We start from the raw sequence: 23087 nt of genomic DNA on the forward strand, positions 1-23087 counted from the left end.
GGACGCGCGCGGTCACCGCGGCACCCGGTTGAGCACGGCGATGAGCTGATGCGTCGTCTCCAGGTTGCAGCGCCCCAGCTCGATGAGCGGACGCGGCTGCGCGTAGCCGTACGACACGGGGTCGATGCCGAGGGACGGCAGGACGATGCCCGTCCGCTTGAGCGCGGCCGCCAGCTCGGCACAGGCCGTCTCGGCCTCTTCCCTCGTTTCGGCCGCCGCCCGTCGTTCCGCTGTCATCAGCACCGCTCCTGTCTGCCGTTTTCCTGCCTGGAGGACCGGAGCGCAACTACCGTGTGTGTTCCGGCCCTTACGAGAATGGGCCAGAAAAAGGGCGCGAATGCCGCTTGCGGGCCGAATTTCGCGACCACGCACCGTTAGTTCCACACCTTCCACGGAGGAGGTCGCGATGCCGCCGAGGCGAGCGGTCACCGGTCGGAGCCAGGAGCCACGCCAACGATTCATCGAAGAGCTGCGATTACTGCGCGCGCAGAAGGGCGACAGCCTGCGGCAGCTCGGTGACGTCCTGGGCTGGGACTGGTCGCTGTTCGGGAAGATGGAGGCCGGCCAGACCCTGGGCGGCCCGGAGGTCGCGCAGGCTCTGGACCAGCACTACGGGACGAAGGATCTCCTGCTGACGCTGTGGGAGTTGGCAGCGGGAGATCCTAAGCAGTTCAAGGAGCGGTACCGGCGCTATATGACCTTGGAAGCCGAAGCGGTGAGCCTGTGGCACTTCGGAGTCAGCACCATTCACGGACTTCTACAGACGGACGAGTACGCATATGCCGTGCTCGCGGTGGGCGGCCTCAAAGGCGACGATCTGACGCGACAGGTCGATGCGCGTACAGGACGCCGCGAGTTGCTGATGGGTGATGACGCGCCCCCCTTCCGCACCGTCCTCTCCGAGGCTGTGTTGCGCACGCCGCTGGAAGATCCTGGAAAGTGGCGAAAGCAGCTTGAGTACCTGTCCGGGGCGGCCGAGCGCCCGAACCTCACCCTTCATGTACTCCCTCATGGGGCTGGGCCGCACGGCTTGGTAAGTACCGATGTGATGTTCCTGCGGCTACCGGATGGCCGCACCGTCGCCTACACGGAGAACGCCCATCGAGGCGAACTCATCGAGGAAACAAGTTCTGTTGAGCGTCTGCAACGCGCGTACGATGCGGTGCGTGACCTGGCGTTGAGCCCGGCCGAATCGCGGAAGTTCGTCATGCGGATGTTGGAGGAAGTGCCGTGCGAGCCATCGACCTGAGCAACATCACCTGGCGCAAGAGCACGTACAGCAACCCGGACGGCGGCGCCTGCATCGAAGTCTCCGACGACCTCCTGAGCACCGCCACCTGGCGCAAGTCCAGCTACAGCAACCAGGACGGCGGCCAGTGCATCGAGGTCTCCGACGACTTCCCCGCCCTCGTCCCCGTCCGCGACAGCAAGCACCCCCACGGTCCCGCGCTCCTCTTCGAGGCGTCCACCTGGTCGTCCTTCGTCACCGCCGTGAAGAGCGGAACGCTGCCCGGCGCCTGACGCCGCCGCGCCCCGCGCCCCACAGACCGGCCCCCGTCGCTCGCCCGCGACGGGGGCCGTCGCCGCAGTGAGGCATCCCCCTCGGGAAGACCCGTTGATAACGTTTCGTCCGTACAGAGTTACGGGGAGGGGACGCTCAGTGTCCAGCAGAACGTCGGTCCAGACCGGCGACTTACGTGCGGCGGCGCATGCCCAGCGCGGTATCGCCGACGACATCAAGAAACCCTGCGACAAGGCCGTGACCGAGACCGGTACGGCTGCGGATGCCACCAAGGGGTGGTCCGTCGCCTCAGCGCTGCACATGATCAGCGAGACCTGGAAACCCGCTCTCGACGGCCTGCACAAACGCCTGCTGCAAGGCGCCGGAAACCTCAGTGAAACCGCTTCCAACCATGAGTGGAACGACGGCATGGTGGATCAGGACTTCGAGGACTTCAACGGGGACAAGGTGGGCGTGATCATGTCGGCCCCCGCATCAGGGAGCGGGCCCGGCTCGACGGTGTACGCCGGACTGCCGCACACCGGTGCGCCGGGCACCGATCCAGTACAAGGGGCCATTGGCGAGTACCAGCCGCCGCCACCCAGTACGCCGTCGCCCAGCACTGACGACATGATGCACGCCAAGCCGACCATGCCCGTGTACGACCCAGGCGAAGCGCTCACGGAGCCCGGCCGGGAAGCCACACCGCGGCACACCGACGACAATCCCTTTGGGTAAGTGATGGCTTCCGACTACGCACGTCTGCTGAAGCAGGACTTCGCAGATATGACGGCTGCCGCCGACTCCTGGCAGCGGGTTTCGCGGGAGATGGACAGCGCATTCGACCAGCACCGTACGAAGGTGACCGGTCCGCTGCACTCGTCCTGGCAAGGGGACGACGCCAAAGCCGCGCTGACGTTCCTTGAGGACATCGAGATGCGCATCAATGTGGTCCGCACCGAGTCGATGACCATCTCGAAGGCGATCGACACGGTTCGGTTCCGTATGGAGCAGGCGCAGACAGACTTACGCAACGCGGTGCGGAGCACGGAATCCGAGGGATTCGTCGTCGACGACTCCGGTTCCGTAGGTGAAGCTTCCTGCGAAACGGACGAGTCGCCGGACGAAGCACAGAGCAAGCTGGACCGGATGAAGCACTTCCAGGAAGAGATCGACACCGCGGTCAAAGATGCACGGAAGGCCAGTGACGACGGTCATCACGCACTGGCGGCGCTGCGTGGCGAGATCATGGACCGCACCAACAAGCACATGGCCGCCGAGTCCGCAGGCGACACCCAACAGGCCATGAAGGACCTGGGCATCAAGGGGCCGCAGATCCCCAAGGACCCCAAGAACGCCGCCGCTTGGTGGAAAGGCCTCGACGACGCGTCTCGCCAGGAGTACGCCACCATGTACCCGGAGCAGATCGGCAAGGCGAATGGTCTGCCGAGCAATGTCCGCGACGATGCGAACCGGCTCGCACTGGATCAGGAACTCAACTTCGTCAGCGGCAGCGACCAGGCTATCCCTGGCATCCCGGAGGACCGTCACAACCTTGAAGTTCTGAAGGCAGAACTCGACAAGCGTGACGGTGCAACGGGTAACAAGAAGCTCTACCTTCTCGACTTCGACGACTTCGACGACGGTAAAGCCGTGATCGCCATGGGAAACCCGGACACCGCTGACAACGTCGGTGTGCAGGTGCCCGGCACTGCCACGACGATGGACTCGACCGGGGGACAGCTGTCGCGGATCGAAAAACTGCAGAGGTCGGCTGAGCGCGCCAATCCATCGGCGAACACCTCGATGGTCTACTGGCTCGGTTACGACGCCCCCGAAATTCCCAGTATCGACGCCCCGAATCTCGCCGTCGCCGGCACTGGCCGGGCGGACGATGCCGCACCGGATCTGCGAAATTTCACCCACGGCCTGCGCGCCTCGCATGAGGGGCCGGACCGTGCGCACATGACCGTGTTGGGGCACAGCTATGGCGCGTCGGTTGTGGGCGACGCGGATGCCGGGGGCAATGGGCTCGACGCAGACAGCATTTCCGTCGTCGGCAGTCCGGGGATGACAGTCGGCAGCGCATCAGATCTCCATGTCAATCCCGACCACTTCTACACGGGGATCGCCTCCGACGATCCCATCAGCCAAGCGCAGGATCTGACACTCGGACCCGACCCGAACACGCAGATCTTCGGCGGGACCCGGTTCGTCACCGATACCCACGGACACAGTGGCTACTGGGACGACAACAGCGGGAGTCTCGCCAATCAGGGACGGATCATTGCAGGTCGAGAGCCGGATAAGGCACCCTATGCACCCGTTGACATGTAAGGAAAAACCCTTGGAGAAAAAGCACTCCAAGGTGACGATCAAGCTATTTAGGCGAACCTGCCTGATCGTATTGGCCGCCTCGGTCATCTTGTTCACCGGAGCCTGTATGACTCAGCAATCCAACGACCCCAACAAGGCACTACCGCGTAAAAGCCGTGAGGAATCATTGGCTTGGGCGAAGAAATACACCTCGACCATGGCCCACTATGCCAAAGTCAAGATAGGTAATAAATTCGGCCCTTTCACGGACTTCGAGGAATGTATCGGCCAGAACGACGAGGTGGCGCAGGACGGCCGGTACACGCTGACGTACACCGTGTACGCCGACCTGCCGCAGGCCGAGCACATTCCAGCGGTCCGCAAACTCCGGGCTGCGCTCAAAGAGCAGGGGGGCGTGGATGTTTCGTCCTACGAAGAACGCCCGCATGCTCACCAAGTCGTTCTCGACGGCCGCCACGACAAGGAGAACTTCTCGCTCATCGCGGATTCTGTGAAGCCCCCCAACACCCTCCGCCTGTCCGTCAGTACCCCCTGCTTCCTGCCCCCCGGGGCCAAGCAGCAGAAGTTCTGAGACGCGCACGGGCCGCCGTGGCGCGCGCACATCGGCCGCACAGCGCCTGCGGCGTCGGCAGCCGCCGACCGGAGTCAGCACCAGGTAGTGAGGTCGTATACGGCCTGGCAGCGGATATCGGAGACCGGTCGCTGGAAACGTTCGAGGTCGTGTGACGATGCCAGCGCCGGGAAGATCATGTCGGCGGTCCCACCGCGTGAGTCGACCTTCCCTGCCTCGTCGCGCATACAGAAGTCGAGCCCCCAGACATCGCCGGTTTCCGTCCATCTGACGTAGTACCGGGCGTACCGCTCGTCGACGAGCATGAAGCCGAGGAGGCGCCACTCCACCTCCCCTGCTTCCTCTTCCACGTCTTCGGAAAGGGGCGCCGGGTCGTTCGCCGAACCGAGGGAAAGCAGCGGCAGGTACACAGCATCCGCCAAGGTGAGGGGCGGGGCATCGACGGTATGGAGGAAGTGACGCCGGGCGTCGAGTACAGGTACCGGGAATACTTCGTCGGGGTGGGCGGACCGAGAGCCTCGCGCTGGGCGATGCACGCGCGTAGTGCGGCGATGAAGTGATCGTGAGGGATTTCCTCTCCGTCATCGTCGAGCAGCGGGATCTCCAGGGCATACGTGGTGTCAAGATCTTGGCCGTCCCACAAGACGGCTCTCGCACCGTGATCCATTTCTGTCGGTGGGAGCAGCCCCCGCAACACCTGCGAACCCGGCGTCAAAGGGGAGGCCACGAATTCACGCAGCCTCCCCAACAGGCTCTCCAGGAGATCGTCGCGCGGGGTTCGGTCGGCGGTGGGGTCGTCCTCAACCACGGTGATCGATTCTCCCTGGGAGTGCGAGTCAGACGGTGTTCACGACGTCAGGGCAACGGTTGACGCCCTGACAGAAAGCGGTGATCGTACCGATCTTGCCCTTGTGTCCCGGCAGCTTGTAGCGGCCGTCCTTGGTCTGCCAGTGCCACCAGGAAATCACCTGCTGCGTCTTGCTCTGCCTTGCTGTGCCGCCGTGGCTGCCGCGCTGTATGCGCCCCGGCCTCAGCCCAGCTTGCTCACGTCGCGCACCGCGCCCTTGTCGGCGCTGGTGGCCATGGCCGCGTACGCGCGCAGCGCCTGCGAGACCTTGCGCTCGCGCTGCTTCGGCGCGTAGACGCCTTCCAGGGCCAGCTTGCGGGACTCCAACTCCACGTCGCCGACGAGGAGTTCGATGGTGCGGTTCGGGATGTCGATGCGGATGCGGTCGCCGTCCTCGACGAGGGCGATGGTGCCGCCGGAGGCCGCCTCGGGCGAGGCGTGGCCGATGGACAGGCCGGAGGTGCCGCCGGAGAAGCGGCCGTCGGTGACCAGCGCGCAGGTCTTGCCCAGGCCGCGGCCCTTGAGGAAGGAGGTCGGGTAGAGCATCTCCTGCATGCCGGGGCCGCCCTTGGGGCCCTCGTAGCGGATGACGACGACGTCGCCGTCCTTGACCTGCTTGGTGAGGATCTTGTCGACGGCCTCTTCCTGCGATTCGCAGACCACGGCCGGGCCCTCGAAGGTCCAGATCGACTCGTCGACGCCGGCGGTCTTCACGACGCAGCCGTCCTCGGCGAGGTTCCCCTTGAGGACGGCCAGGCCGCCGTCGGCGGAGTAGGCGTGGGCCAGATCCCGGATGCAGCCGCCGGCCGCGTCCACGTCGAGCGAGTCCCAGCGCTCGGACTGGGAGAAGGCGGTCGCCGAGCGCTTGCAGCCGGGGGCCGCGTGCCACAGCTCGACGGCCACGTCGGACGGTGAACCGCCGCGCACGTCCCAGGTCTTGAGCCATTCGCCGATCGAGGCGCTGTGCACGGTGTGCACGTCCTCGTTGAGCAGTCCGGCGCGGTAGAGCTCGCCGAGGATGGCGGGGATGCCGCCGGCCCGGTGCACGTCCTCCATGTAGTACGTGCCGCCCGGCGCGACGTTCGGCGCGACCTTGGCCAGGCACGGCACCCGGCGCGAGACCGCGTTGATGTCGTCCAGGTCGAAGTCGAGGCCGGCTTCCTGGGCCGCGGCGAGCAAGTGCAGGATCGTGTTCGTCGAGCCGCCCATGGCGATGTCCAGGGCCATGGCGTTCTCGAAGGCGGCGCGGGTGCCGATGTTGCGCGGCAGGACGGTGTGGTCGTCCTCGTCGTAGTGCCGCTTGGTGATCTCGACGACGGTGCGGCCGGCGTTCTCGTACAGCGCCCTGCGGGCGGTGTGGGTGGCCAGCACCGAGCCGTTGCCGGGCAGTGAGAGGCCGATCGCCTCGGTCAGGCAGTTCATGGAGTTGGCGGTGAACATGCCGGAACAGGAGCCACAGGTCGGACAGGCGTTCTCCTCGATACGGAGGATGTCCTCGTCGGAGATCTTGTCGTTGACGGCGTCCGAGATCGCGTCGACCAGGTCGAGGGTGCGGACCGTGCCGTCGACGAGGGTCGCCTTGCCGGACTCCATGGGACCGCCGGAGACGAAGACGGTCGGGATGTTGAGCCGCATCGCGGCCATCAGCATGCCCGGGGTGATCTTGTCGCAGTTGGAGATGCAGATCAGCGCGTCCGCGCAGTGCGCCTCGACCATGTACTCGACGGAGTCGGCGATCAGGTCGCGGGAGGGCAGGCTGTAGAGCATGCCGCCGTGGCCCATGGCGATGCCGTCGTCGACCGCGATGGTGTTGAACTCGCGGGCGATGCCGCCGGCCGCGTGGATCGCCTCGGAGACGATCCGGCCGACCGGCTGGAGGTGGGTGTGGCCGGGCACGAACTCGGTGAAGCTGTTGGCGACGGCGATGATCGGCTTGCCGAAGTCCTCCCGCGCTACGCCGGAGGCCTGCATAAGGGCTCGGGCGCCGGCCATGTTGCGGCCATGGGTAACGGTGCGGGACCTCAGCTCGGGCACGATGGTCACTCCCTCGGGATTACGTCCGTACGACCGCCGGCGCCGGTACCTGGCCCTGACCGTGGCACTGGCCCTGGCCCTGCCACGTACCGGGTGGCGTCATATATCAGCTCCCGTCGAGATTACGCCCTTGATCCAAGATCTGGACAGCCTCTCCGGCATGTGAGACGAGTGCCCGGACTGCGGACACCGGGGCGGAAGCCGTTCTTGCAGGTCGTGGCGGTGGGCAGGCCTCTGGGGCGGCAATCGAGCCGATTGTCAGGGCTGCGTCAGATAGCGCTGGAGAGCCGGCGCGACCATGGCGATGATCTCCTCCGCGTCCGCCGAGGCCACCGGTTCCATCCTGATCACATAGCGCAGCATGGCGATCCCGATGAGGTGCCCGGCGGCCAGCTGCACCCGGAACTCCGGGTCGGGCACGGCCAGTTCACCGGCCACCCGCTGGAGCATCCGGCGCTCGATGAGGCCGCGCAGCACCGCCGCCGCGGTGTCGTGGGTCAGCGCCGAGCGCATGATCGCCAGCAGCGGCTGCCGGGTGACCGGGTTCTCCCAGACGCCGAACATGAAGCGAGCCATCCGCTCGCCCACGTCCGCGCCGCCGCCCGCGAGCGCGTCCGGCATGGTCAGCGCGGGCGCGACGGTCAGCTCGATGGCGGCCTCGAAGACCTGCTCCTTGGTGCCGAAGTAGTGGTGCACCAGTGCCGCGTCCACCCCGGCCGCCTTGCCGATACCGCGCACCGAGGTCTTGTCGTAGCCGCGCTCGGCGAACTCCGTACGGGCCGCGGCCAGGATGCGTTCGCGGGCACCGGGACCGGCCTCGGCGGCGGCGCGGGCCGGGCGGCCCCGGCGGCGGGGCGGCGGGGGCGTACCGGGCCCGGCGGGGGTGCCGTCCGGCCCGTCCCCGCGGCCGCTCACGAGCCCGGGACCCAGGTCGGCGAGGCCAGATGCAGCCGGGTGAAGGCCAGTGCCTCGGCGAGGTCCGCCTCCCGCTCGGCCGCCGACATCGCCCGCCGGGTGTTGACCTCGACGACCACATGGCCGTCGAAGCCGGTGGCCGCCAGCCGCTCCAGCATCGCGGCGCAGGGCTGGCTGCCGCGCCCCGGCACCAGATGCTCGTCCTTGGCGGAGCCGTTGCCGTCGGCGAGATGGATATGCGCCAGCCGGTCGCCCATCCGCCCCGCCATCTCCAGGGCGTCGCTGCGGGCGGTGGCGGTGTGCGACAGATCGACCGTGAAGTGCCGGTAGTCGTCGTTGGTGGGGTCCCAGTCAGGGGCGTACGCCAGCATCTCGCGGTCCCGGTAGCGCCACGGGTACATGTTCTCGACGGCGAACTTCACGTCCGTCTCGTGCTCCATCCGCCATACCCCGCGGACGAACTCCCGGGCGTAGCTGCGCTGCCAGCGGAACGGCGGGTGCACGACCACCGTCGAGGCGCCCAGCTTCTCCGCGGCACTGCGGGCGCGCTGGAGCTTGACCCAGGGATCGGTCGACCAGACCCGCTGGGTGATCAGCAGACACGGGGCGTGCACGGCAAGTACCGGCACACCGTGGTAGCCCGAGAGCCGGCGCAGCGCCTCGATGTCCTGGCTGACCGGGTCGGTCCACACCATGACCTCGACGCCGTCGTAGCCGAGGCGCGCGGCGATCTCGAAGGCCGTCGCCGTCGACTCCGGATACACCGAGGCCGTGGACAGCGCGACCTTCGCATCCGGGATGCGCACCACTGGCTCTGTCACGAAGGACAGCGTACGGGCCGGGACCGGGCGCGGGGCAGGAGGTCCGGCGACCGCGGCCCCCCTGTCGGTGGAGGCAGCGAAGGCGGGACAGGGGGCTACGGGTGTGGCAGGGCGGACCGGGGCGTGACGAGTCTCACGAAGGCCGGGCGGGCGGCGGGCCCGCCTAGTAGGTATGCGGCACCGAACCGGCACGCTTGAAAGTGCGGGTGACGGGGGCGGTTTCGACCTGGGTGAGGCCGGGGAGGGCGGCGACGGGGCCGGTGAGGTAGGTGTGCAAGGCGCGGTTGTCGGTGCAGGTGATGGCCGCGTAGAGGTTGGTGGGGCCGGTGGTGGAGGCGGCGAAGGAGACTTCGTCGTGCTGCGCGAGGGCGCGGCCGGCTTCTTCGAGGTGGGGTGGGGCGACAGTGGCCCACAGCATGGCCAGGCGGGAGCGCTGCAGGATGTGCGGGTCGTAGTCGACATCGAAGTAGAGGACGCCCGCATGGCGTAGTTCGGCGACGCGGCGTTGGGCGGTGGACTGTGAACAGCCCGCGGCTTGGGCGAGTTCCTGATTGGTTGCGCGTCCGTCCTCGTACAGGACGGCCAAGATGGCGCGGTCGGTGTCGGTGAGTTGTGTCGGGCGGGGCGGCCGGCTGGGAAAGGCGAGCGCGGTGATCTGCTCGGGGGTGAGGGGGGCGACTTTGTCGACGAGGCTTTGTGGGCCGCCGTAGTAGCTGTGGAGCAGGCAGTGGGCGGTCATGGAGGTGACGCGGGGGGTCTTGGGGAGGTTGCGAAGGAGGAGGGGGTCGGCACCTTCGGGGTTGCGGGTGGTGCAGACGATCTCGGTGCCGCCGGAGGTGATGTGAATCCAGACGGTCTCCTCGTGGCGGGCCAGGGCGCGTGCGACTTGGCCGGTGGCATCCGGGGTGCAGCGCACGCGCAGGAACCATTCCTCGTCGCCCAGCGCGTAGGGCTGGGTGCGGCCGAGAACGCGCAGGGAGGCCGCAGTGCGCAGGTGTGCGTAGCGGCGGGTGACGGTCTGGGGTGAGACCCCGATGACCTGGCCGATCGCTCGGAACGAGGCGCGGCCGTCAAGCTGCAGCGCGTGGAGAATCTTCCTGTTCAGGGCTTCGGCCACGGTTCATATTCTCCGTAATGAGCAACTGGCTGTCCATTTTCTTGAGAAGTGGGCGCTGGCTGGGTCTGGTGGCGGGCTGCTCTCACAGTGGAGGGTGTCGGCCGGTTGGCCGGTATCTCGTTGAGGCTGTGAGGTACTTCGATGCGTCAGTGGTGGCCGTTGGCGGCCATCTGCCTGGGAACGTGCATGCTGCTGCTGGACGTGACCAACGTGAATGCACCCGGCCGGCGCGCGATGGTGGCCGAGGCCCTCAACAGTGCCTTCGCCCACGGCAGTGCCTTCGCCCACGGCCTGCAGCAGATCTTCCGCACCGCCGGCCTGTCCGCCGTCGCCGTCGGTATCGCCGCCTGGTTCCTCATCGGCCGCCTCGGCCGCGACGCCCATGCCCCGGCCCGGCCGGCCGCAGCCGCCACGCCGGCCCCCGCGAGCACGCAGCACTGAGCGGCCCGGCCGGCACCTCCTCCAACTGAGCGGCCCGGCCGGCATCTCCTCCGTCCGATCGCACACACCTCTGTTTCAAGGAGCGCACGTGACAGTCCGCCTCTACCGCAATGCCCGCATCCTCACCATGGACCCGACGCTGGGGGATTTCGAGGCCGGCGACCTTCTCCTGGACGGCGACCGCATCGTCCAGGTCGGCACAGGCCTTCAGGCCCCCGAGGGCGCTGAGGTCGTGGATGCGCGCGGCTGCATCATCATTCCCGGCTTCGTCGACACCCACCGTCACATGTGGCAGGGCATCCTGCGCGGCATCGCGCCCGCCCACACCTTCCCGCAGTACATGGACAACATCCTCGGCGACTTCGGCCCCGCGATGACGCCGCACGACCTGTACACCGGCAATCTGCTCAGCGCCCGCGCCGCCCTGGCCTCCGGCATCACCACGATCCAGGACCTCTCCAATATCCAGGACACGCCCGCGCACAGTGATGCCCTGGTCAGCGCCCTCAAGGAGTCCGGGATCCGGGCCGTCTTCGCCTACGGCAAGAGCTTCCCCACCATCCGCTCCGAGGGCACCGTCCTGCCCGACGACACCCGCCGCGTGCGCGGCGAACTGCTCAACGACCCCCACGCCATGGTGACGATGGCGCTGGTGGCCGAGGGCGGCAGCGACGAGGACGAGCTGGCCAATGTCGCTCTCGCCCGCGAGCTGGAGGTGCCGATCTCAAGGCACTTCTCCTCCCGCCTGACCGCCGCCGCCCACCTGCACAAGATCGGCGCCATCCTGCCGGGCACCACCTTCATCCACGCCAACGGCCTCAGCAGTGCGGAACTGTCCGTCATCGCCGACAGCGGTGGCAGCATCTCCGTCTCCCCCGCCATAGAGATGATCATGGGGCACGGCTACCCGATGATCGCCCCCGGGCTGGCGCAGCCCAACCTGCCCGTCACCCTCAGCGTCGACGTCGAAGTCACCGTCGCCGGCGACATGTTCACCCAGCTGCGAGCCGCCTACCAGGCCGGACGCTATGCCCACCAAGGGAAAGACGTCTTTGAGGTAGCCCTTACGGATCATGGCGTCGATGCCGATCGCCGCGCTGCGGACCACACCGTCGGCGCACCCGACAGCATCACGGTGCGCGACGTACTGCGCATGGCCACCCTCGACGGCGCCCGCTCCCTCGGCCTGCACGAGCGCACCGGCTCACTGACCCCCGGCAAGCAGGCTGACCTGATCGTGCTGCGCGCCGACCGCCCCGACGTTGCCCCCGTCCACGACCCCTACAGCACCGTCGTGCTGCAGATGGACCGCTCCCACATCGACACCGTCACCGCCGCCGGACGCGACCACGTCCGCGCGGGCCGCCCGGTCGCCGACAGCACGCACCTCCTCACCGACGCCGACCAGACCGCACACCGCCTCCACAAGGCCGGCATCACCGCGGCCCGGAGGTGAGGGGCCGGCTACCCGTTACGACGAGACACCCGAAAGCTGCCGAGCCGGACTGCACCCACGCGGCGCAATCATCCGGCTCCGCAGCCTCCCGGCCTCCCGGCCTCCCGGCCACCCAGCCACCCAGCCACCCAGCCACCCAGCCACCACATGATCTCAACCCGGAACAGGCCCGGGGCGGACCCCCTACGGCAGATGGTCCAGCCGCCGCAGAATGACGCCCTCGCGCAGCGCCCAGGGACAGATCTCCAGCGTCTCCACCCCGAAAAGATCCATCGCCGCCTCGGCGACCAGCGCCCCGGCGAGCAGCTGCCGCGAGCGCCCCTCGGACACCCCGGGCAGCGTGCCCCGCTCGTCCGCGGACATCCCGGCCAGCCGCGGCACCCACTCCTCCAGCTTCTTACGGGTGAGCTCCCGCTGGACGTACAGGCCCTCCGCCGAGCGCGCGGCGCCCGCGATCCGGGCCAGCTGCCGGAAGGTCTTGGAGGTGCCGACGACCCGGTCGGGAGTTCCGTAGCGGGTGAACTCGCTCACCACCTTGGCGATCTCGGCCCGCACCCGGCGGCGCAGCGTCCGTACGTCGTCGGACTCCGGCGGATCGCCGGGCAGACCGCCCGCGGTCAGCCGGCCGGCGCCCAGCGGCAGCGACACCGCCACGTCCGGGTCCTCGTCCAGGCCGTACGCGATCTCCAGCGAGCCGCCGCCGATGTCCAGCACCAGCAGCCGGCCGGCCGACCAGCCCAGCCACCGGCGGGCGGCGAGGAAGGTGAGCCGCGCCTCGTCCTCACCGGACAGCACCCGCAGCTCGACACCGGTCTCCACACAGACCCGGCGCAGCACGTCCTCACCGTTGGTGGCCTCACGGACCGCCGAGGTGGCGAACGGCAGCACGCTCTCGACGCCCTTGTCCTCGGCCACCTGGAGCGCCTCGTGAACGGTGGCCACCAGCCGCTCCACACCCGGGTCGCTTATCGCCCCGGCCTCGTCGAGGAGTTCGGCGAGGCGCAGCTCCGCCTTGTGCGAATAGGCGGGCAGCGGGCGCGCGCCCGGGTGTGCGTCCACCACCAGCAGATGGACGGTATTCGAACCCACATCGAGGACACCGAGTCTCATACGGGGAAACCTACTGCGCGCACCGCTCACTGCTGTCGTCGCGGTGCGCACCGCGACGCGCCTTAGGCTGGAGTCGTGGCAAAGACGAAAAAGGCGAAGCACGAAAAAGCGCTCACCAAGGAAGAAAAGCGCTCTCAGGCGACTGACGGGGCGCGGTCCCCGAAGAAGGCCCCGGCTGACGAGGTCGGCCTCGACTTCGCCCGCGCCTGGGTCACCTTCCCCGACCCGGCCGACGACGAACAAATCTTCCGCTGTGACCTGACCTGGCTGACCTCCCGCTGGACCTGCATCTTCGGCAGCGGCTGCCAGGGCATCCAGGCCGGCCGGGCGGACGACGGCTGCTGCACGCTCGGCGCGCACTTCTCGGACGAGGAGGACGAGGAGCGGGTGGCCGGGCACGTGGCACGGCTCACGCCCGACCTGTGGCAGCACCACGACGTGGGCACCACGACCGGCTGGACCGAGGAGGACGAGGACGGCGAGCGGCAGACCCGGCGCTGGGAGGGCTCCTGCATCTTCCAGAACCGCCCCGGCTTCCCGGCCGGCGCGGGCTGCTCGCTGCACCTCCTCGCGCTGCGCGAGGGCCGCGAGCCCCTGGAGACCAAGCCGGACGTCTGCTGGCAGCTGCCCGTCCGGCGCACCTACGACTGGATCGACCGGCCGGACGACACCCAGATCCTGCAGGTGACGATCGGCGAGTACGACCGGCGCGGCTGGGGCTCCGGCGGCCACGACCTGCACTGGTGGTGCACCTCCGCGACCTCGGCACACGGCGCGGGCGACCCGGTCTACGTCTCGTACAAGCCGGAGCTGACGGAGCTGATGGGCAAGAAGGGCTACGCCAGGCTCGCCGAGCTGTGCGAGGAGCGGCTGGCCGCGACGCTCCCGATGGCGCCGCATCCGGCGGACCCGAAGCCCCCGAAGCCCCCGAAGAAGCCGCAGAAGCAGAAGTAGAAGCAGAGAAGTAGAGAAGTAGAAATACAAGGAGAGAAGTAGGAGCAGAAGGAGAAGTAGGCGCAGAAGCGGAAGTGGGCGCGCGTCGGGGCCGGCGGGGGGCGCGACACGGCCCCGGTGCGCTCAGCGGGCGGGACGCGTCGTGTTCGACGGTGCCGGGGCCGGGCCGGACCCGGTGGGCTTCGGGGCCGGCGTCGCGGGCGGGGAGCTGGGCGCCGGGGCCGTGGGGGTCGGCGTGGGCGTCGGCGCCGGGTGCGAAGGACGCGGTGCCGGCTTCGCGGGCGTCGGACGCTGCGGGCCCGGGGCGGGCCCGGTCACGCCGTAGCCCTCCATCGTGACGACGGTGCCGCCCGGCTCGATGGCGATCCTGGCCCGCCAGTGGCCCGCGGGCTCCCGGTCGTGGTCGATATAGACCGTGATCGTCGTGGACTGCCCCGGCCGCAGCGACCCCGCCGTATGACTCATCTGCAGCCAGGACGCGCCCGCCGACGCGCGCCAGCGCACCGGCGCGCTGCCCGCGGCGCTGAGCGTGAGGACCGTGGTCCGGCCGCTGGGCTGCGCGGCGACCGTCAGCCGGCCGGGGCCCGACTCCGTGCGGCTGCCCGGCTCGCCCGGCCGCTGCGGGGTGCCGTCCGCACTGATCACCTCGACGGACACATCGGGCGTCCCGTCGCCGCCCCGGAACCCGGGCTCGGGCGTCGTCCTCGCATTGCCGGCGTTCTCGTACGGCCGGCCGCCCAGCTGCTCCCCGGCCCCCCGGTCGCCGGCCGTCACCGAAGGCGAGTCGTCCGCCGCCGCATCCGTGGCGGGGCCGCCGTGATACGCCGCCCACAAGGCCAGCACCGGCGCCGCGACCACCGTGGCGATCACGGTGGTGGTCAGCGCCCGGCCGCGCAGCCGGCGCCGGCGGGCCACCCGGTCCGTGGGCGGGCCGACGGGAAATCCCCTGCGGTCATAGCGAGGAGAACCGTTTGCCCCACCCGTCCGGCCACCGCCTCCCGCACCGGCCACGCCCTCCGCCCGGCCCGACTTGGTGCGCCGGGCCGCCGCCAGCGCACCGCGCACGGCCTCGCGGGGCGCGGCGATCAACGGCAGCGTGCCCCGGGCCACCGGCGCGGTGCCCGGCCACGTCCCCGGTGCGGTGGCCCGCTCGGCGGTCCGACGGCACTCGGCGCAGTCGTCGACATGACGCACCAACTCCCGGCTCAGCGCCGCCCCCAGCAGCATCTGGGTGTCCCCCGCCAGCTGCGCGACCTCCCGGCAGCGGCCCGATTCGACGACGGCCAGCGCCGCCCCGGTCCGCTCCACCTCGCAGGACGCGGTGGCCAGCAGCGCGCGGGTGGCGATCGGGGCGGTACCGAGCACCGCGGCGACCTCGTCGGCCGAGAGGTGATGGCGCACCGAGAGCTCCAGGGCCTCACGCTGCTCGGGGGTGGTGCCCGCGGCCTCCGGCCAGGCCAGCGCGGCGAGTTCACGCTGCCGGCGCCCGGCCTCGGCCTCGGCGGCTGCGGCTGCGGCTGCGGCTGCGGCTGCGGCGCCAGAGGTGGTTGCGGTGGTGGCGGTGGTGGCGCCAGGGGCGGTGACGGCGCCGGAGGTGATGACGGTGGCGGCCGGGACCCTGGCGGCCGGGCCGGTCCGTTCGGCGAGCCGGCGCAGACAGGCCCAGCGGGCCAGCGCATAGAGCCAGGAGCGGTACAGCGCCCGGTCGGAAGGGCGCCGGCCGTTCTGCCGCTCGGCGAGCGCGAGCATCTCGCCCAGCACCGCGGTCGCCGCGTCGTGTTCGCACAGCACCGACAGGCAGTAGGTGAACAGCCCGTCCAGGTAAGGCTCGTAGCCGTCGGAGCGCTTGTCCGGAGGGCGCGCGGCGTCCGGGCCGGGCGGCTCGGAGGGCTGCGGTCGGCTCCGGCGCCGGCCGTCGCCGCGCGACCGGTGTGCGCCGGTGGAGTGCGTGGGGTGCTCGGGCCTGCTGCTCATCACCCCGGCGACGGTAGGCGGATGATGCAGCCGGTCTTGCTCGCGTGGACACTTTTAACCCTTACGGGTGACCATCTCCCTCAAAAGAGGACACGAATAGCCCTTTACACCGCGGGTGCGCTCCGTCGGCGCAACCGCCGGCGAGGACACCCGCCTCACTCCGCCCCACTCCGCGCCGCGCCGCCCCCTCCACCCCTGAACAATCCGGACACGGGCCCCGGCCCCTCAAGACCTCGGACGCGGCCCCTACCCCTCAAGCGCTCGGGGCAGCAGGGCAACAGAGCAACAGGGCAACAGAGCATCCAGGCATCCAGGCATCCAGGCATCAGGGAAGCAGGGAAGCAGGGAAGCAGGGCGCCGGGGAAGCACTGTCAGACCCCACCGCTACGGTGACCCCATGGCAACGCGTAAATCCTCCGGCAAGGAGCGCCCCTCCTACCGCTGCACGGAATGCGGCTGGACCACCGCGAAGTGGCTCGGCCGCTGTCCCGAATGCCAGGCGTGGGGCACGGTCGAGGAATTCGGCGGCGCCCCCGCGGTGCGCACCACCGCCCCCGGCCGGGTCACCACCGCCGCGGTGCCCATCGGCCAGGTCGACGGCCGGCAGGCCACCGCCCGCTCCACGGGCGTGGACGAACTGGACCGGGTGCTGGGCGGCGGGCTGGTCCCGGGCGCCGTGGTGCTGCTGGCCGGCGAGCCCGGCGTCGGCAAGTCCACCCTCCTGCTGGACGTCGCAGCCAAGGCCGCCTCCGACGCCCACCGCACGCTGTATGTCACGGGCGAGGAGTCCGCCAGCCAGGTACGGCTGCGCGCCGACCGCATCGGCGCCCTCGACGACCATCTGTATCTGGCGGCCGAAACCGACCTCTCCGCCGTCCTCGGCCACCTGGACACGGTCAAGCCCTCACTCCTGATCCTGGACTCCGTACAAACCGTTGCCTCACCCGAGATCGACGGCGCCCCCGGCGGCATGGCCCAGGTCCGCGAGGTCGCCGGCGCGCTGATCCGGGCATCCAAGGACCGTGGCATGTCCACCCTCCTGGTCGGCCATGTCACCAAGGACGGCGCCATCGCCGGACCGCGCCTCCTGGAGCATCTCGTCGATGTCGTCCTGCACTTCGAAGGCGACCGGCACGCCCGGCTGCGCCTGGTCCGCGGCGTCAAGAACCGCTACGGCACCACCGACGAGGTCGGCTGCTTCGAGCTGCACGACGAAGGCATCACCGGCCTCGCCGACCCCTCGGGCCTCTTCCTGACCCGCCGCGCCGAGCCCGTGCCCGGCACCTGCCTGACGGTGACCCTGGAAGGCCGCCGCCCGCTGGTCGCCGAGGTCCAGGCGCTGACCGTCGACTCCCAGATCCCCTCACCGCGGCGCACGACCTCCGGCCTGGAGACGTCCCGGGTCTCGATGATGCTCGCCGTCCTGGAACAGCGCGGCCGGATCAGCGCCCTGGGCAAGCGCGACATCTACAGCGCGACGGTCGGCGGTGTGAGGCTCACCGAACCCGCCGCCGACCTCGCCGTGGCGCTCGCCCTCGCCAGCGCCGCCAGCGACACCCCCCTCCCCAAAAACCTCGTCGCCATCGGCGAGGTGGGCCTCGCGGGCGAGGTCAGAAGGGTCACCGGTGTCCAGCGCCGGCTGTCCGAGGCCGCCCGGCTCGGCTTCACCCACGCCCTGGTCCCCTCCGACCCCGGCAAGATCCCCGACGGAATGCGGGTACGGGAAGTCGCCGACGTCGGAGCGGCCCTCAGCGTCCTGCCCAAGCGGGTGCGCCGGGAGCCCCCACAGGAAGAGGGCGCACGCCGGTAGACTTTGCCCTGGTCTCGCCCGTCACCGCAGAATTGCCTGTCGGCCACGTACGCTCCGCCGTACGTCAACACAGCATGGGCCGGGCGGCCTGCGGACCGACAGACCTTGCGACGGAGGAGTGCAGTGGCAGCCAACGACCGGGCATCGACTTCCGGCAGGTCCGGTGGAAGCTCCGGCACCGAGAGCCTGATGCGCGCCTCGCTGAGCGCCGTCGCGCCCGGTACGGCCCTGCGCGACGGTCTGGAGCGCATCCTCCGCGGCAATACGGGCGGGCTGATCGTGCTGGGCTTCGACAAGACCGTCGAAACCATGTGTACCGGCGGTTTTGTGCTCGATGTGGAGTTCACCGCGACCCGGCTGCGCGAACTGTGCAAGCTCGACGGCGCGCTGGTCCTCGACAAGGACATCACCAAAATCCTGCGGGCCGGTGTGCAGCTGGTGCCGGACGCCTCCATCCCGACGGAGGAGACCGGCACCCGCCACCGCACCGCCCAGCGCGTCTCGATCCAGGCCGGCTTCCCGGTCGTCTCCGTCAGCCAGTCGATGCGACTGATCGCCCTCTACGTGGACGGCGAGCGGCGCGTCCTGGAGGAGTCGGCCGCGATCCTCTCCCGCGCCAATCAGGCGCTGGCGACCCTGGAGCGCTACAAGCTCCGCCTGGACGAGGTCGCCGGCACCCTCTCCGCCCTGGAGATCGAGGACTTGGTGACGGTCCGCGATGTCACCGCGGTCGCCCAGCGCCTGGAAATGGTCCGCCGGATCGCCACGGAGATCGCCGAGTACGTCGTCGAACTCGGCACGGACGGCCGGCTGCTCACCCTCCAGCTGGAGGAACTGATCGCCGGCGTCGAGCCGGAACGCGAACTGGTCGCCCGCGACTACGTCCCCGAGCCGACCGCCAAACGCTCCCGCACGGTCGTCGAAGCGCTCGCCGAACTGGACGCGCTCAGCCACACCGAACTCCTCGAACTCTCCACCGTGGCCCGCGCGTTGGGCTACAGCGGCGCCCCCGAGACGCTGGACTCCGCGGTCTCCCCGCGCGGCTTCCGCCTGCTGGCGAAGGTCCCCCGGCTGCCCGGCACGGTCATCGACCGCCTCGTCGACCACTTCGGCGGCCTGCAGAAGCTGCTCGCCGCCAGCGTCGACGACCTCCAGACGGTCGACGGCGTCGGCGAGGCGCGCGCCCGCTCGGTCCGCGAGGGACTCTCTCGACTGGCGGAGTCGTCGATCCTGGAGCGGTACGTCTAGGCAGCCGTCCCGTCCGGACCCTCCCGGCGAAGCCACGCCCAGGCCGGTGGCTCCCGGCGTCAGTCCTTGGCCGGTGCCCCCTGGCGTCAGTCCTGGCCGGTGGCTCCCGGCGTCAGTCCTTGGCCAGGACGAACGAGGCATGGGCCGCTTCCAGCCCCGGCACCTTGGCCTCGATCCGGTACTTGCCGTCCGGCACCGTGGCCGAGCTCGGCGTCTCGCACTGCGGGCTGCTGGCCCGGCGATCCCACACGAGGGTGCGCTTCACAGAACCCTTGGCCGGCACCTGCAACAGTGCGGGCTCGGTGCCCGACGGGCAGTCGTTCGAGGCCCACACCCGGTCGTCGCCCGCCATGTCGGTGATGGTGAGCACCGTGGCCTTCTGTCCGAGGTCCACCTTGCAGGCGGCACCGGCCGCATTCTTGATCGTCAGCTCGAACTTCGGCTTCACGTCCGTCGGGTAGGAATCCTTGACGCTGTCCAGCACCAACTCCGCCTTCCCGGAAACGCAGTTGGGGAGCGACGATGCAGCCTCGACGGCGTTCTTGCCCGAGCCCTGGCCGATCGGACCACCGGGAACGGAACCGGAACTTCCGGAGCCGGAATCGCCGCCACCGGACTCATCACTGCCGCCGCCCGCGGCGCCCGATCCGCCACCGGAGCCGGACCCGGAACCCGAGCCCCCGCCACCCGACTCATCGCGCCCGCCCGGCTTTTGGCCGATCACCGGACCGCTGGAGGAGGGCCCCGGCGTGATGGACGTCGCGGGTCCCTTACCGTGCGACCCCTTGCCCTCGGCGCTGTTCTTGCCGCCGCTTCCGCCCAAGTTGAGGGCCCACACCACCAGAAGGGCGAGCAGCACGACGATGGCCAGCGCAACAGCCCTCCGCCGCCAGTAGATGGAGGAGGGAAGCGGCCCGATCGGATTGCGCAGTGATCCCACGCGGAAACTCTACGAGAGATCGGCCGCCACACCGGCCAGTACCCGCCGCATCCGACTGCAACTTTTCCCATGATCGGTCCGGCAGCGGCTTGCGTTCACCCCCGCGACGACTTCCCGGCCGCATTTCCACCCTTAACACGCCAGATGCCCGTTAGGTCTGGTTCTACTCCTAGGTCTGATTCTGCTCCGCTCCGGCCTCGCCATTGCCCGAGACGCCCTTCGCCGTCGGCGGGATGCGCCCGTGGCCGTCGGCACCCTGCGCCCGTGGCCGTCGGCGAGTTACCCCCTGAACGTTCGCCGGATGCCTCTGAACATCGGCGGGTCGCACCCTTGACCCTCGTCGGAAGAGACGGAAGAAACGGAAGAGGAAGAGAAAGAGGAAGCACGGGCGGGCCTTCCATCCTCACCGGAGAGTCCCCCTCTCCAGAGCGTCCACCCTCTCCAGAGAGTCCGCCCCCACCGGAGAGGAAGCGCGGGCCGGCGTTCCGCCCTCACCGGCTCGGCCACTCCTCCTTGTGACCGAAGCCCTGCCCGTTGTCGATCAACCGCAGCCAGTCGGGGCGCAGCTCCCACAGCACGGTCCGCTCCAGCGCGGCGCGCAGCCGGTCGCTCGCCGCGACGAAGGGGAAGCGCTCCAGATAGACCCGCCAGCCGGCCGCCCGCTCGGCGCCGGTCAGGGTGCGGCAGCGGCCCCGCCCCTGAAGTCCAGTCAGGGCGCTCCACTCCTGGCCGTCCCGCTGCGCCGTGAACGCGACCCGTGCGCCGGGCTCCGCCAGAGCCCGGCCGTGCCGAGTCGTGGCCGCGGTGACGAAGTACAGCGCGGGCCCGGCACCCACCGCACCGCCGTCCTTCCTGCCACCCTCCCCGTCGATTGCGCCAGCCGCACCGGCCGTGTTGGCCGCACCGGCCGCACCAGCCGTGTCGGCCGCACCGGTCGCATCAACTACACGGGCCGTATCGACCGCATCAGCCGCACCGGCAGCGCCAATCGCATCGAGAGCGCCAACCGCATCGGTCGCGTACAGCACCGCGCACGCCTGCGGTCCGCCCTCGTCCACATACGCCAGCGTCATTGTCGTATGCGCGGCCAGCGCCCGCCGGATCACCTCCGGGCAGGGCGGATCGCCCACCCCCGCCGCACCGGCCGATCCAGCCGCACCGCCCGCACTCACCACGCCGCCCGATCCGCCCGCACCTGCCGCGCCCTCCCCGCCACTCATCTCCGCCCCACCCGCATCCGCACTACCTGTACCCGCCATGCCCTCATCCGCGACGCCCACATCGGTCACGCCCTCATCCGCCATGCCCTCATCCTCCGCTTTCCCTGCTTGCCGCCTCCATTATTCCAGCAACGATTACGCAGAGTAATCAGTTCCCCTCATTTTGTGGTCGCCCTGAAACCCTGAACCCTGAATCCCTGAGTGCCCAACCCCACCGCGTCCTGCATCCGGCACCACCTGCCACACACCGCATGCGGCATGCCGCATGCCACGCCCCGCCCATCCGAGCCCGACACCCTGTCGTCACGCCCCGCCCATCCGAGTCCGGCGCCCGCTCGTCCCGTACCGCCGCATACCGCCGCATACCGCCGGTAGCCGCCACCCGTGCGTAACCGTTCGTCCTGCGTGCGGGTGGGCGCGCGGCGGGGCGGGCCCGGTGCGTTTCCCGGGTGAGCCCGGACGTGCCAGGATCGGCAGTGCCATGACTTCGACGCCTGTCACCACCACTGCCACGACCGCCGCCGCCGAGACCGTTTCCGCCGCCGACGCGGCCGCGGGAGCCGCCGACGGGACCGCGCTGCACGGCCCGGTCACCGACTGGTTCGACGAGCACGCCCGCGATCTGCCCTGGCGCCGCCCCGAGGCGGGCGCCTGGGGCGTGATGGTGAGCGAGTTCATGCTGCAGCAGACCCCGGTCAGCAGAGTGCTGCCGGTCTACGAGCAGTGGCTGGCCCGCTGGCCGCGCCCCGCCGACCTGGCCGCCGAGGCACCCGGCGAGGCGGTACGGGCCTGGGGCCGGCTCGGCTATCCGCGCCGCGCCCTGCGGCTGCATGCCGCCGCCTCCGCCATACAGGAGCGGCACGGTGGCGACGTGCCGCGCGAGCACGGCCAGTTGCTGGCGCTGCCCGGCGTCGGCGAGTACACCGCCGCCGCCGTCGCGTCGTTCGCGTACGGGCAGCGGCATGCCGTGCTGGACACCAATGTGCGCCGGGTGTTCGCCCGCGCGGTGGCCGGTCGCCAGTTCCCGCCGAACGCCACCACCGCGGCGGAGCGCAAGCTCGCCCGCGCACTGCTGCCCGAGGACGAGAACCTGGCTGCGCGCTGGGCGGCGGCCACGATGGAGCTGGGTGCGCTGCTGTGTACGGCGCGTGCGCCGGAGTGCGGCCGCTGCCCGATTGCCGCGCAGTGCTCCTGGCGGCAGGCGGGGTCCCCGGCGCACGACGGTCCGCCACGTCGTACCCAGACGTATGCCGGTACCGACCGGCAGGTACGCGGCAAGCTGCTGGCTGTGCTGCGCGAGGCGGTCACGCCGGTGCCGCAGCAGGTGCTGGACGCGGTGTGGGACGAGCCGGTACAGCGGGCACGGGCGCTGGACGGGCTGGTCTCGGACGGTTTGGTGGAGCCGCTCGGCGGTGGCCGCTACCGGCTGCCGCTGACGTAGCGCGGCGGTTCACCCGTAAGGGAACAGGGGGCGCGGCCGCTTCGGAGGCCGCGCCCTTCCGCGTTCGGCACCCCTGCCTGATCCCCAGTCACTTTTCGCGTCACTTGACCGAAAGGTGCCCGGATACGTCCGGAAGAAGTCCTTCCCGCCGCCGGATTGCCGCCGCGTCACGGCCGGCCCCACCTTCCGGCGGGGGCGCCCCTCCCCCCGGAGCATGACGCGCAGCGGGCCCCTGTCCATCTGAGGTATGACCCCTGGCGGGCTGTTACACAACCGAGGGTTTTCCGTGCACTCCCTGTAGGGCCGACGCACATTACGCCGCAACACCCTCTCCGTAGCGTCTCCCTCGT

The 23087-nt window shown here is 70.0% G+C and carries 22 protein-coding genes; 11 read left to right on the forward strand and 11 right to left on the reverse strand.

All coding sequences use genetic code 11. The features are described from left to right. Positions 1-12 precede the first annotated feature (12 nt). The gene (locus ACWGJY_RS23105) at positions 13-237 is read right to left on the reverse strand and encodes a hypothetical protein (RefSeq protein ID WP_453262723.1); all 225 of its coding nucleotides are present in this window, start codon (positions 235-237) and stop codon (positions 13-15) included. Positions 238-406: 169 nt separating this feature from the next. Between ACWGJY_RS23105 and ACWGJY_RS23110 the strand changes: the two genes are divergently transcribed. The 5 genes from ACWGJY_RS23110 to ACWGJY_RS23130 all read left to right on the forward strand — a co-directional run bounded on the left by ACWGJY_RS23110 (position 407) and on the right by ACWGJY_RS23130 (position 4409). Beyond that, positions 407-1249 carry a DUF5753 domain-containing protein gene (locus ACWGJY_RS23110; protein ID WP_453262724.1) on the forward strand — a complete coding sequence of 281 codons (843 nt, stop codon included), beginning with the start codon at positions 407-409 and terminating at the stop codon, positions 1247-1249. Continuing rightward, positions 1231-1521 (forward strand): DUF397 domain-containing protein, encoded by a 291-nt coding sequence (locus tag ACWGJY_RS23115; protein ID WP_453262725.1) that lies wholly within the window; start codon positions 1231-1233, stop codon positions 1519-1521. Before ACWGJY_RS23110 ends, ACWGJY_RS23115 begins: the two co-directional genes overlap by 19 nt. Positions 1522-1660: 139 nt before the next feature. After that, positions 1661-2239: a hypothetical protein gene (locus tag ACWGJY_RS23120; protein ID WP_453262726.1), complete on the forward strand. Its 579-nt coding sequence runs from the start codon at positions 1661-1663 to the stop codon at positions 2237-2239. A 3-nt stretch (positions 2240-2242) separates the two neighbouring features. Next, positions 2243-3838 carry an alpha/beta hydrolase gene (locus ACWGJY_RS23125; RefSeq protein WP_453262727.1) on the forward strand — a complete coding sequence of 532 codons (1596 nt, stop codon included), beginning with the start codon at positions 2243-2245 and terminating at the stop codon, positions 3836-3838. A 10-nt stretch (positions 3839-3848) separates the two neighbouring features. Continuing rightward, the gene (locus ACWGJY_RS23130; protein WP_453262728.1) at positions 3849-4409 is read left to right on the forward strand and encodes a hypothetical protein; all 561 of its coding nucleotides are present in this window, start codon (positions 3849-3851) and stop codon (positions 4407-4409) included. A gap of 74 nt (positions 4410-4483) precedes the next feature. Here the strand turns inward: ACWGJY_RS23130 and ACWGJY_RS23135 are convergent, their stop codons facing one another. The 6 genes from ACWGJY_RS23135 to ACWGJY_RS23160 all read right to left on the reverse strand — a co-directional run bounded on the left by ACWGJY_RS23135 (position 4484) and on the right by ACWGJY_RS23160 (position 10143). Continuing rightward, positions 4484-4738 carry a hypothetical protein gene (locus tag ACWGJY_RS23135; protein ID WP_453262729.1) on the reverse strand — a complete coding sequence of 85 codons (255 nt, stop codon included), beginning with the start codon at positions 4736-4738 and terminating at the stop codon, positions 4484-4486. Between the two features lie 507 nt (positions 4739-5245). Beyond that, the gene (locus ACWGJY_RS23140) at positions 5246-5377 is read right to left on the reverse strand and encodes a hypothetical protein (RefSeq protein WP_453262730.1); all 132 of its coding nucleotides are present in this window, start codon (positions 5375-5377) and stop codon (positions 5246-5248) included. 62 nt (positions 5378-5439) lie between these two features. Beyond that, entirely contained in the window at positions 5440-7290 is a 1851-nt protein-coding gene (ilvD, locus tag ACWGJY_RS23145) for a dihydroxy-acid dehydratase (protein WP_453262731.1), read from the reverse strand. A 258-nt stretch (positions 7291-7548) separates the two neighbouring features. Then, the gene (locus ACWGJY_RS23150; RefSeq protein WP_453262732.1) at positions 7549-8205 is read right to left on the reverse strand and encodes a TetR/AcrR family transcriptional regulator; all 657 of its coding nucleotides are present in this window, start codon (positions 8203-8205) and stop codon (positions 7549-7551) included. Next, positions 8202-9026 carry a sugar phosphate isomerase/epimerase family protein gene (locus ACWGJY_RS23155; protein WP_453262733.1) on the reverse strand — a complete coding sequence of 275 codons (825 nt, stop codon included), beginning with the start codon at positions 9024-9026 and terminating at the stop codon, positions 8202-8204. Before ACWGJY_RS23155 ends, ACWGJY_RS23150 begins: the two co-directional genes overlap by 4 nt. A gap of 163 nt (positions 9027-9189) precedes the next feature. Then, a complete protein-coding gene (locus tag ACWGJY_RS23160; RefSeq protein ID WP_453262734.1) occupies positions 9190-10143 on the reverse strand; it encodes an Lrp/AsnC family transcriptional regulator in 954 nt (317 codons plus the stop codon). Between the two features lie 141 nt (positions 10144-10284). Between ACWGJY_RS23160 and ACWGJY_RS23165 the strand changes: the two genes are divergently transcribed. Together ACWGJY_RS23165 and ACWGJY_RS23170 are read left to right on the forward strand one after the other, a co-directional pair. After that, positions 10285-10584 carry a hypothetical protein gene (locus tag ACWGJY_RS23165; RefSeq protein ID WP_453262735.1) on the forward strand — a complete coding sequence of 100 codons (300 nt, stop codon included), beginning with the start codon at positions 10285-10287 and terminating at the stop codon, positions 10582-10584. An 88-nt stretch (positions 10585-10672) separates the two neighbouring features. Then, entirely contained in the window at positions 10673-12040 is a 1368-nt protein-coding gene (locus tag ACWGJY_RS23170) for an amidohydrolase family protein (protein ID WP_453262736.1), read from the forward strand. Positions 12041-12223: 183 nt separating this feature from the next. On the opposite strand, the gene ACWGJY_RS23175 is transcribed toward ACWGJY_RS23170, so the two are convergent. Beyond that, the gene (locus ACWGJY_RS23175; protein WP_453262737.1) at positions 12224-13150 is read right to left on the reverse strand and encodes a Ppx/GppA phosphatase family protein; all 927 of its coding nucleotides are present in this window, start codon (positions 13148-13150) and stop codon (positions 12224-12226) included. 75 nt (positions 13151-13225) lie between these two features. Between ACWGJY_RS23175 and ACWGJY_RS23180 the strand changes: the two genes are divergently transcribed. After that, positions 13226-14104: a hypothetical protein gene (locus ACWGJY_RS23180; protein ID WP_453262738.1), complete on the forward strand. Its 879-nt coding sequence runs from the start codon at positions 13226-13228 to the stop codon at positions 14102-14104. 123 nt (positions 14105-14227) lie between these two features. Here ACWGJY_RS23180 and ACWGJY_RS23185 read toward each other — a convergent pair whose 3' ends face one another. After that, positions 14228-16078 (reverse strand): BACON domain-containing protein, encoded by a 1851-nt coding sequence (locus ACWGJY_RS23185; protein WP_453262739.1) that lies wholly within the window; start codon positions 16076-16078, stop codon positions 14228-14230. Between the two features lie 397 nt (positions 16079-16475). Here ACWGJY_RS23185 and radA point away from each other — a divergent pair, with 397 nt between their 5' ends. Continuing rightward, entirely contained in the window at positions 16476-17888 is a 1413-nt protein-coding gene (gene radA / locus ACWGJY_RS23190) for a DNA repair protein RadA (RefSeq protein ID WP_453262740.1), read from the forward strand. 123 nt (positions 17889-18011) lie between these two features. Further along, positions 18012-19136 carry a DNA integrity scanning diadenylate cyclase DisA gene (disA, locus tag ACWGJY_RS23195; RefSeq protein ID WP_453262741.1) on the forward strand — a complete coding sequence of 375 codons (1125 nt, stop codon included), beginning with the start codon at positions 18012-18014 and terminating at the stop codon, positions 19134-19136. Between the two features lie 112 nt (positions 19137-19248). On the opposite strand, the gene ACWGJY_RS23200 is transcribed toward disA, so the two are convergent. Together ACWGJY_RS23200 and ACWGJY_RS23205 are read right to left on the reverse strand one after the other, a co-directional pair. Next, positions 19249-20076: a hypothetical protein gene (locus ACWGJY_RS23200; RefSeq protein WP_453262742.1), complete on the reverse strand. Its 828-nt coding sequence runs from the start codon at positions 20074-20076 to the stop codon at positions 19249-19251. 491 nt (positions 20077-20567) lie between these two features. Then, positions 20568-21380: a hypothetical protein gene (locus tag ACWGJY_RS23205; protein ID WP_453262743.1), complete on the reverse strand. Its 813-nt coding sequence runs from the start codon at positions 21378-21380 to the stop codon at positions 20568-20570. Between the two features lie 397 nt (positions 21381-21777). Here ACWGJY_RS23205 and ACWGJY_RS23210 point away from each other — a divergent pair, with 397 nt between their 5' ends. Further along, positions 21778-22737, forward strand: a complete 960-nt coding sequence (locus tag ACWGJY_RS23210) for an A/G-specific adenine glycosylase (RefSeq protein WP_453262744.1) — start codon at positions 21778-21780, stop codon at positions 22735-22737. Positions 22738-23087: the final 350 nt, after the last annotated feature.

The organism is Streptomyces sp. NPDC054765 (assembly GCF_053612065.1).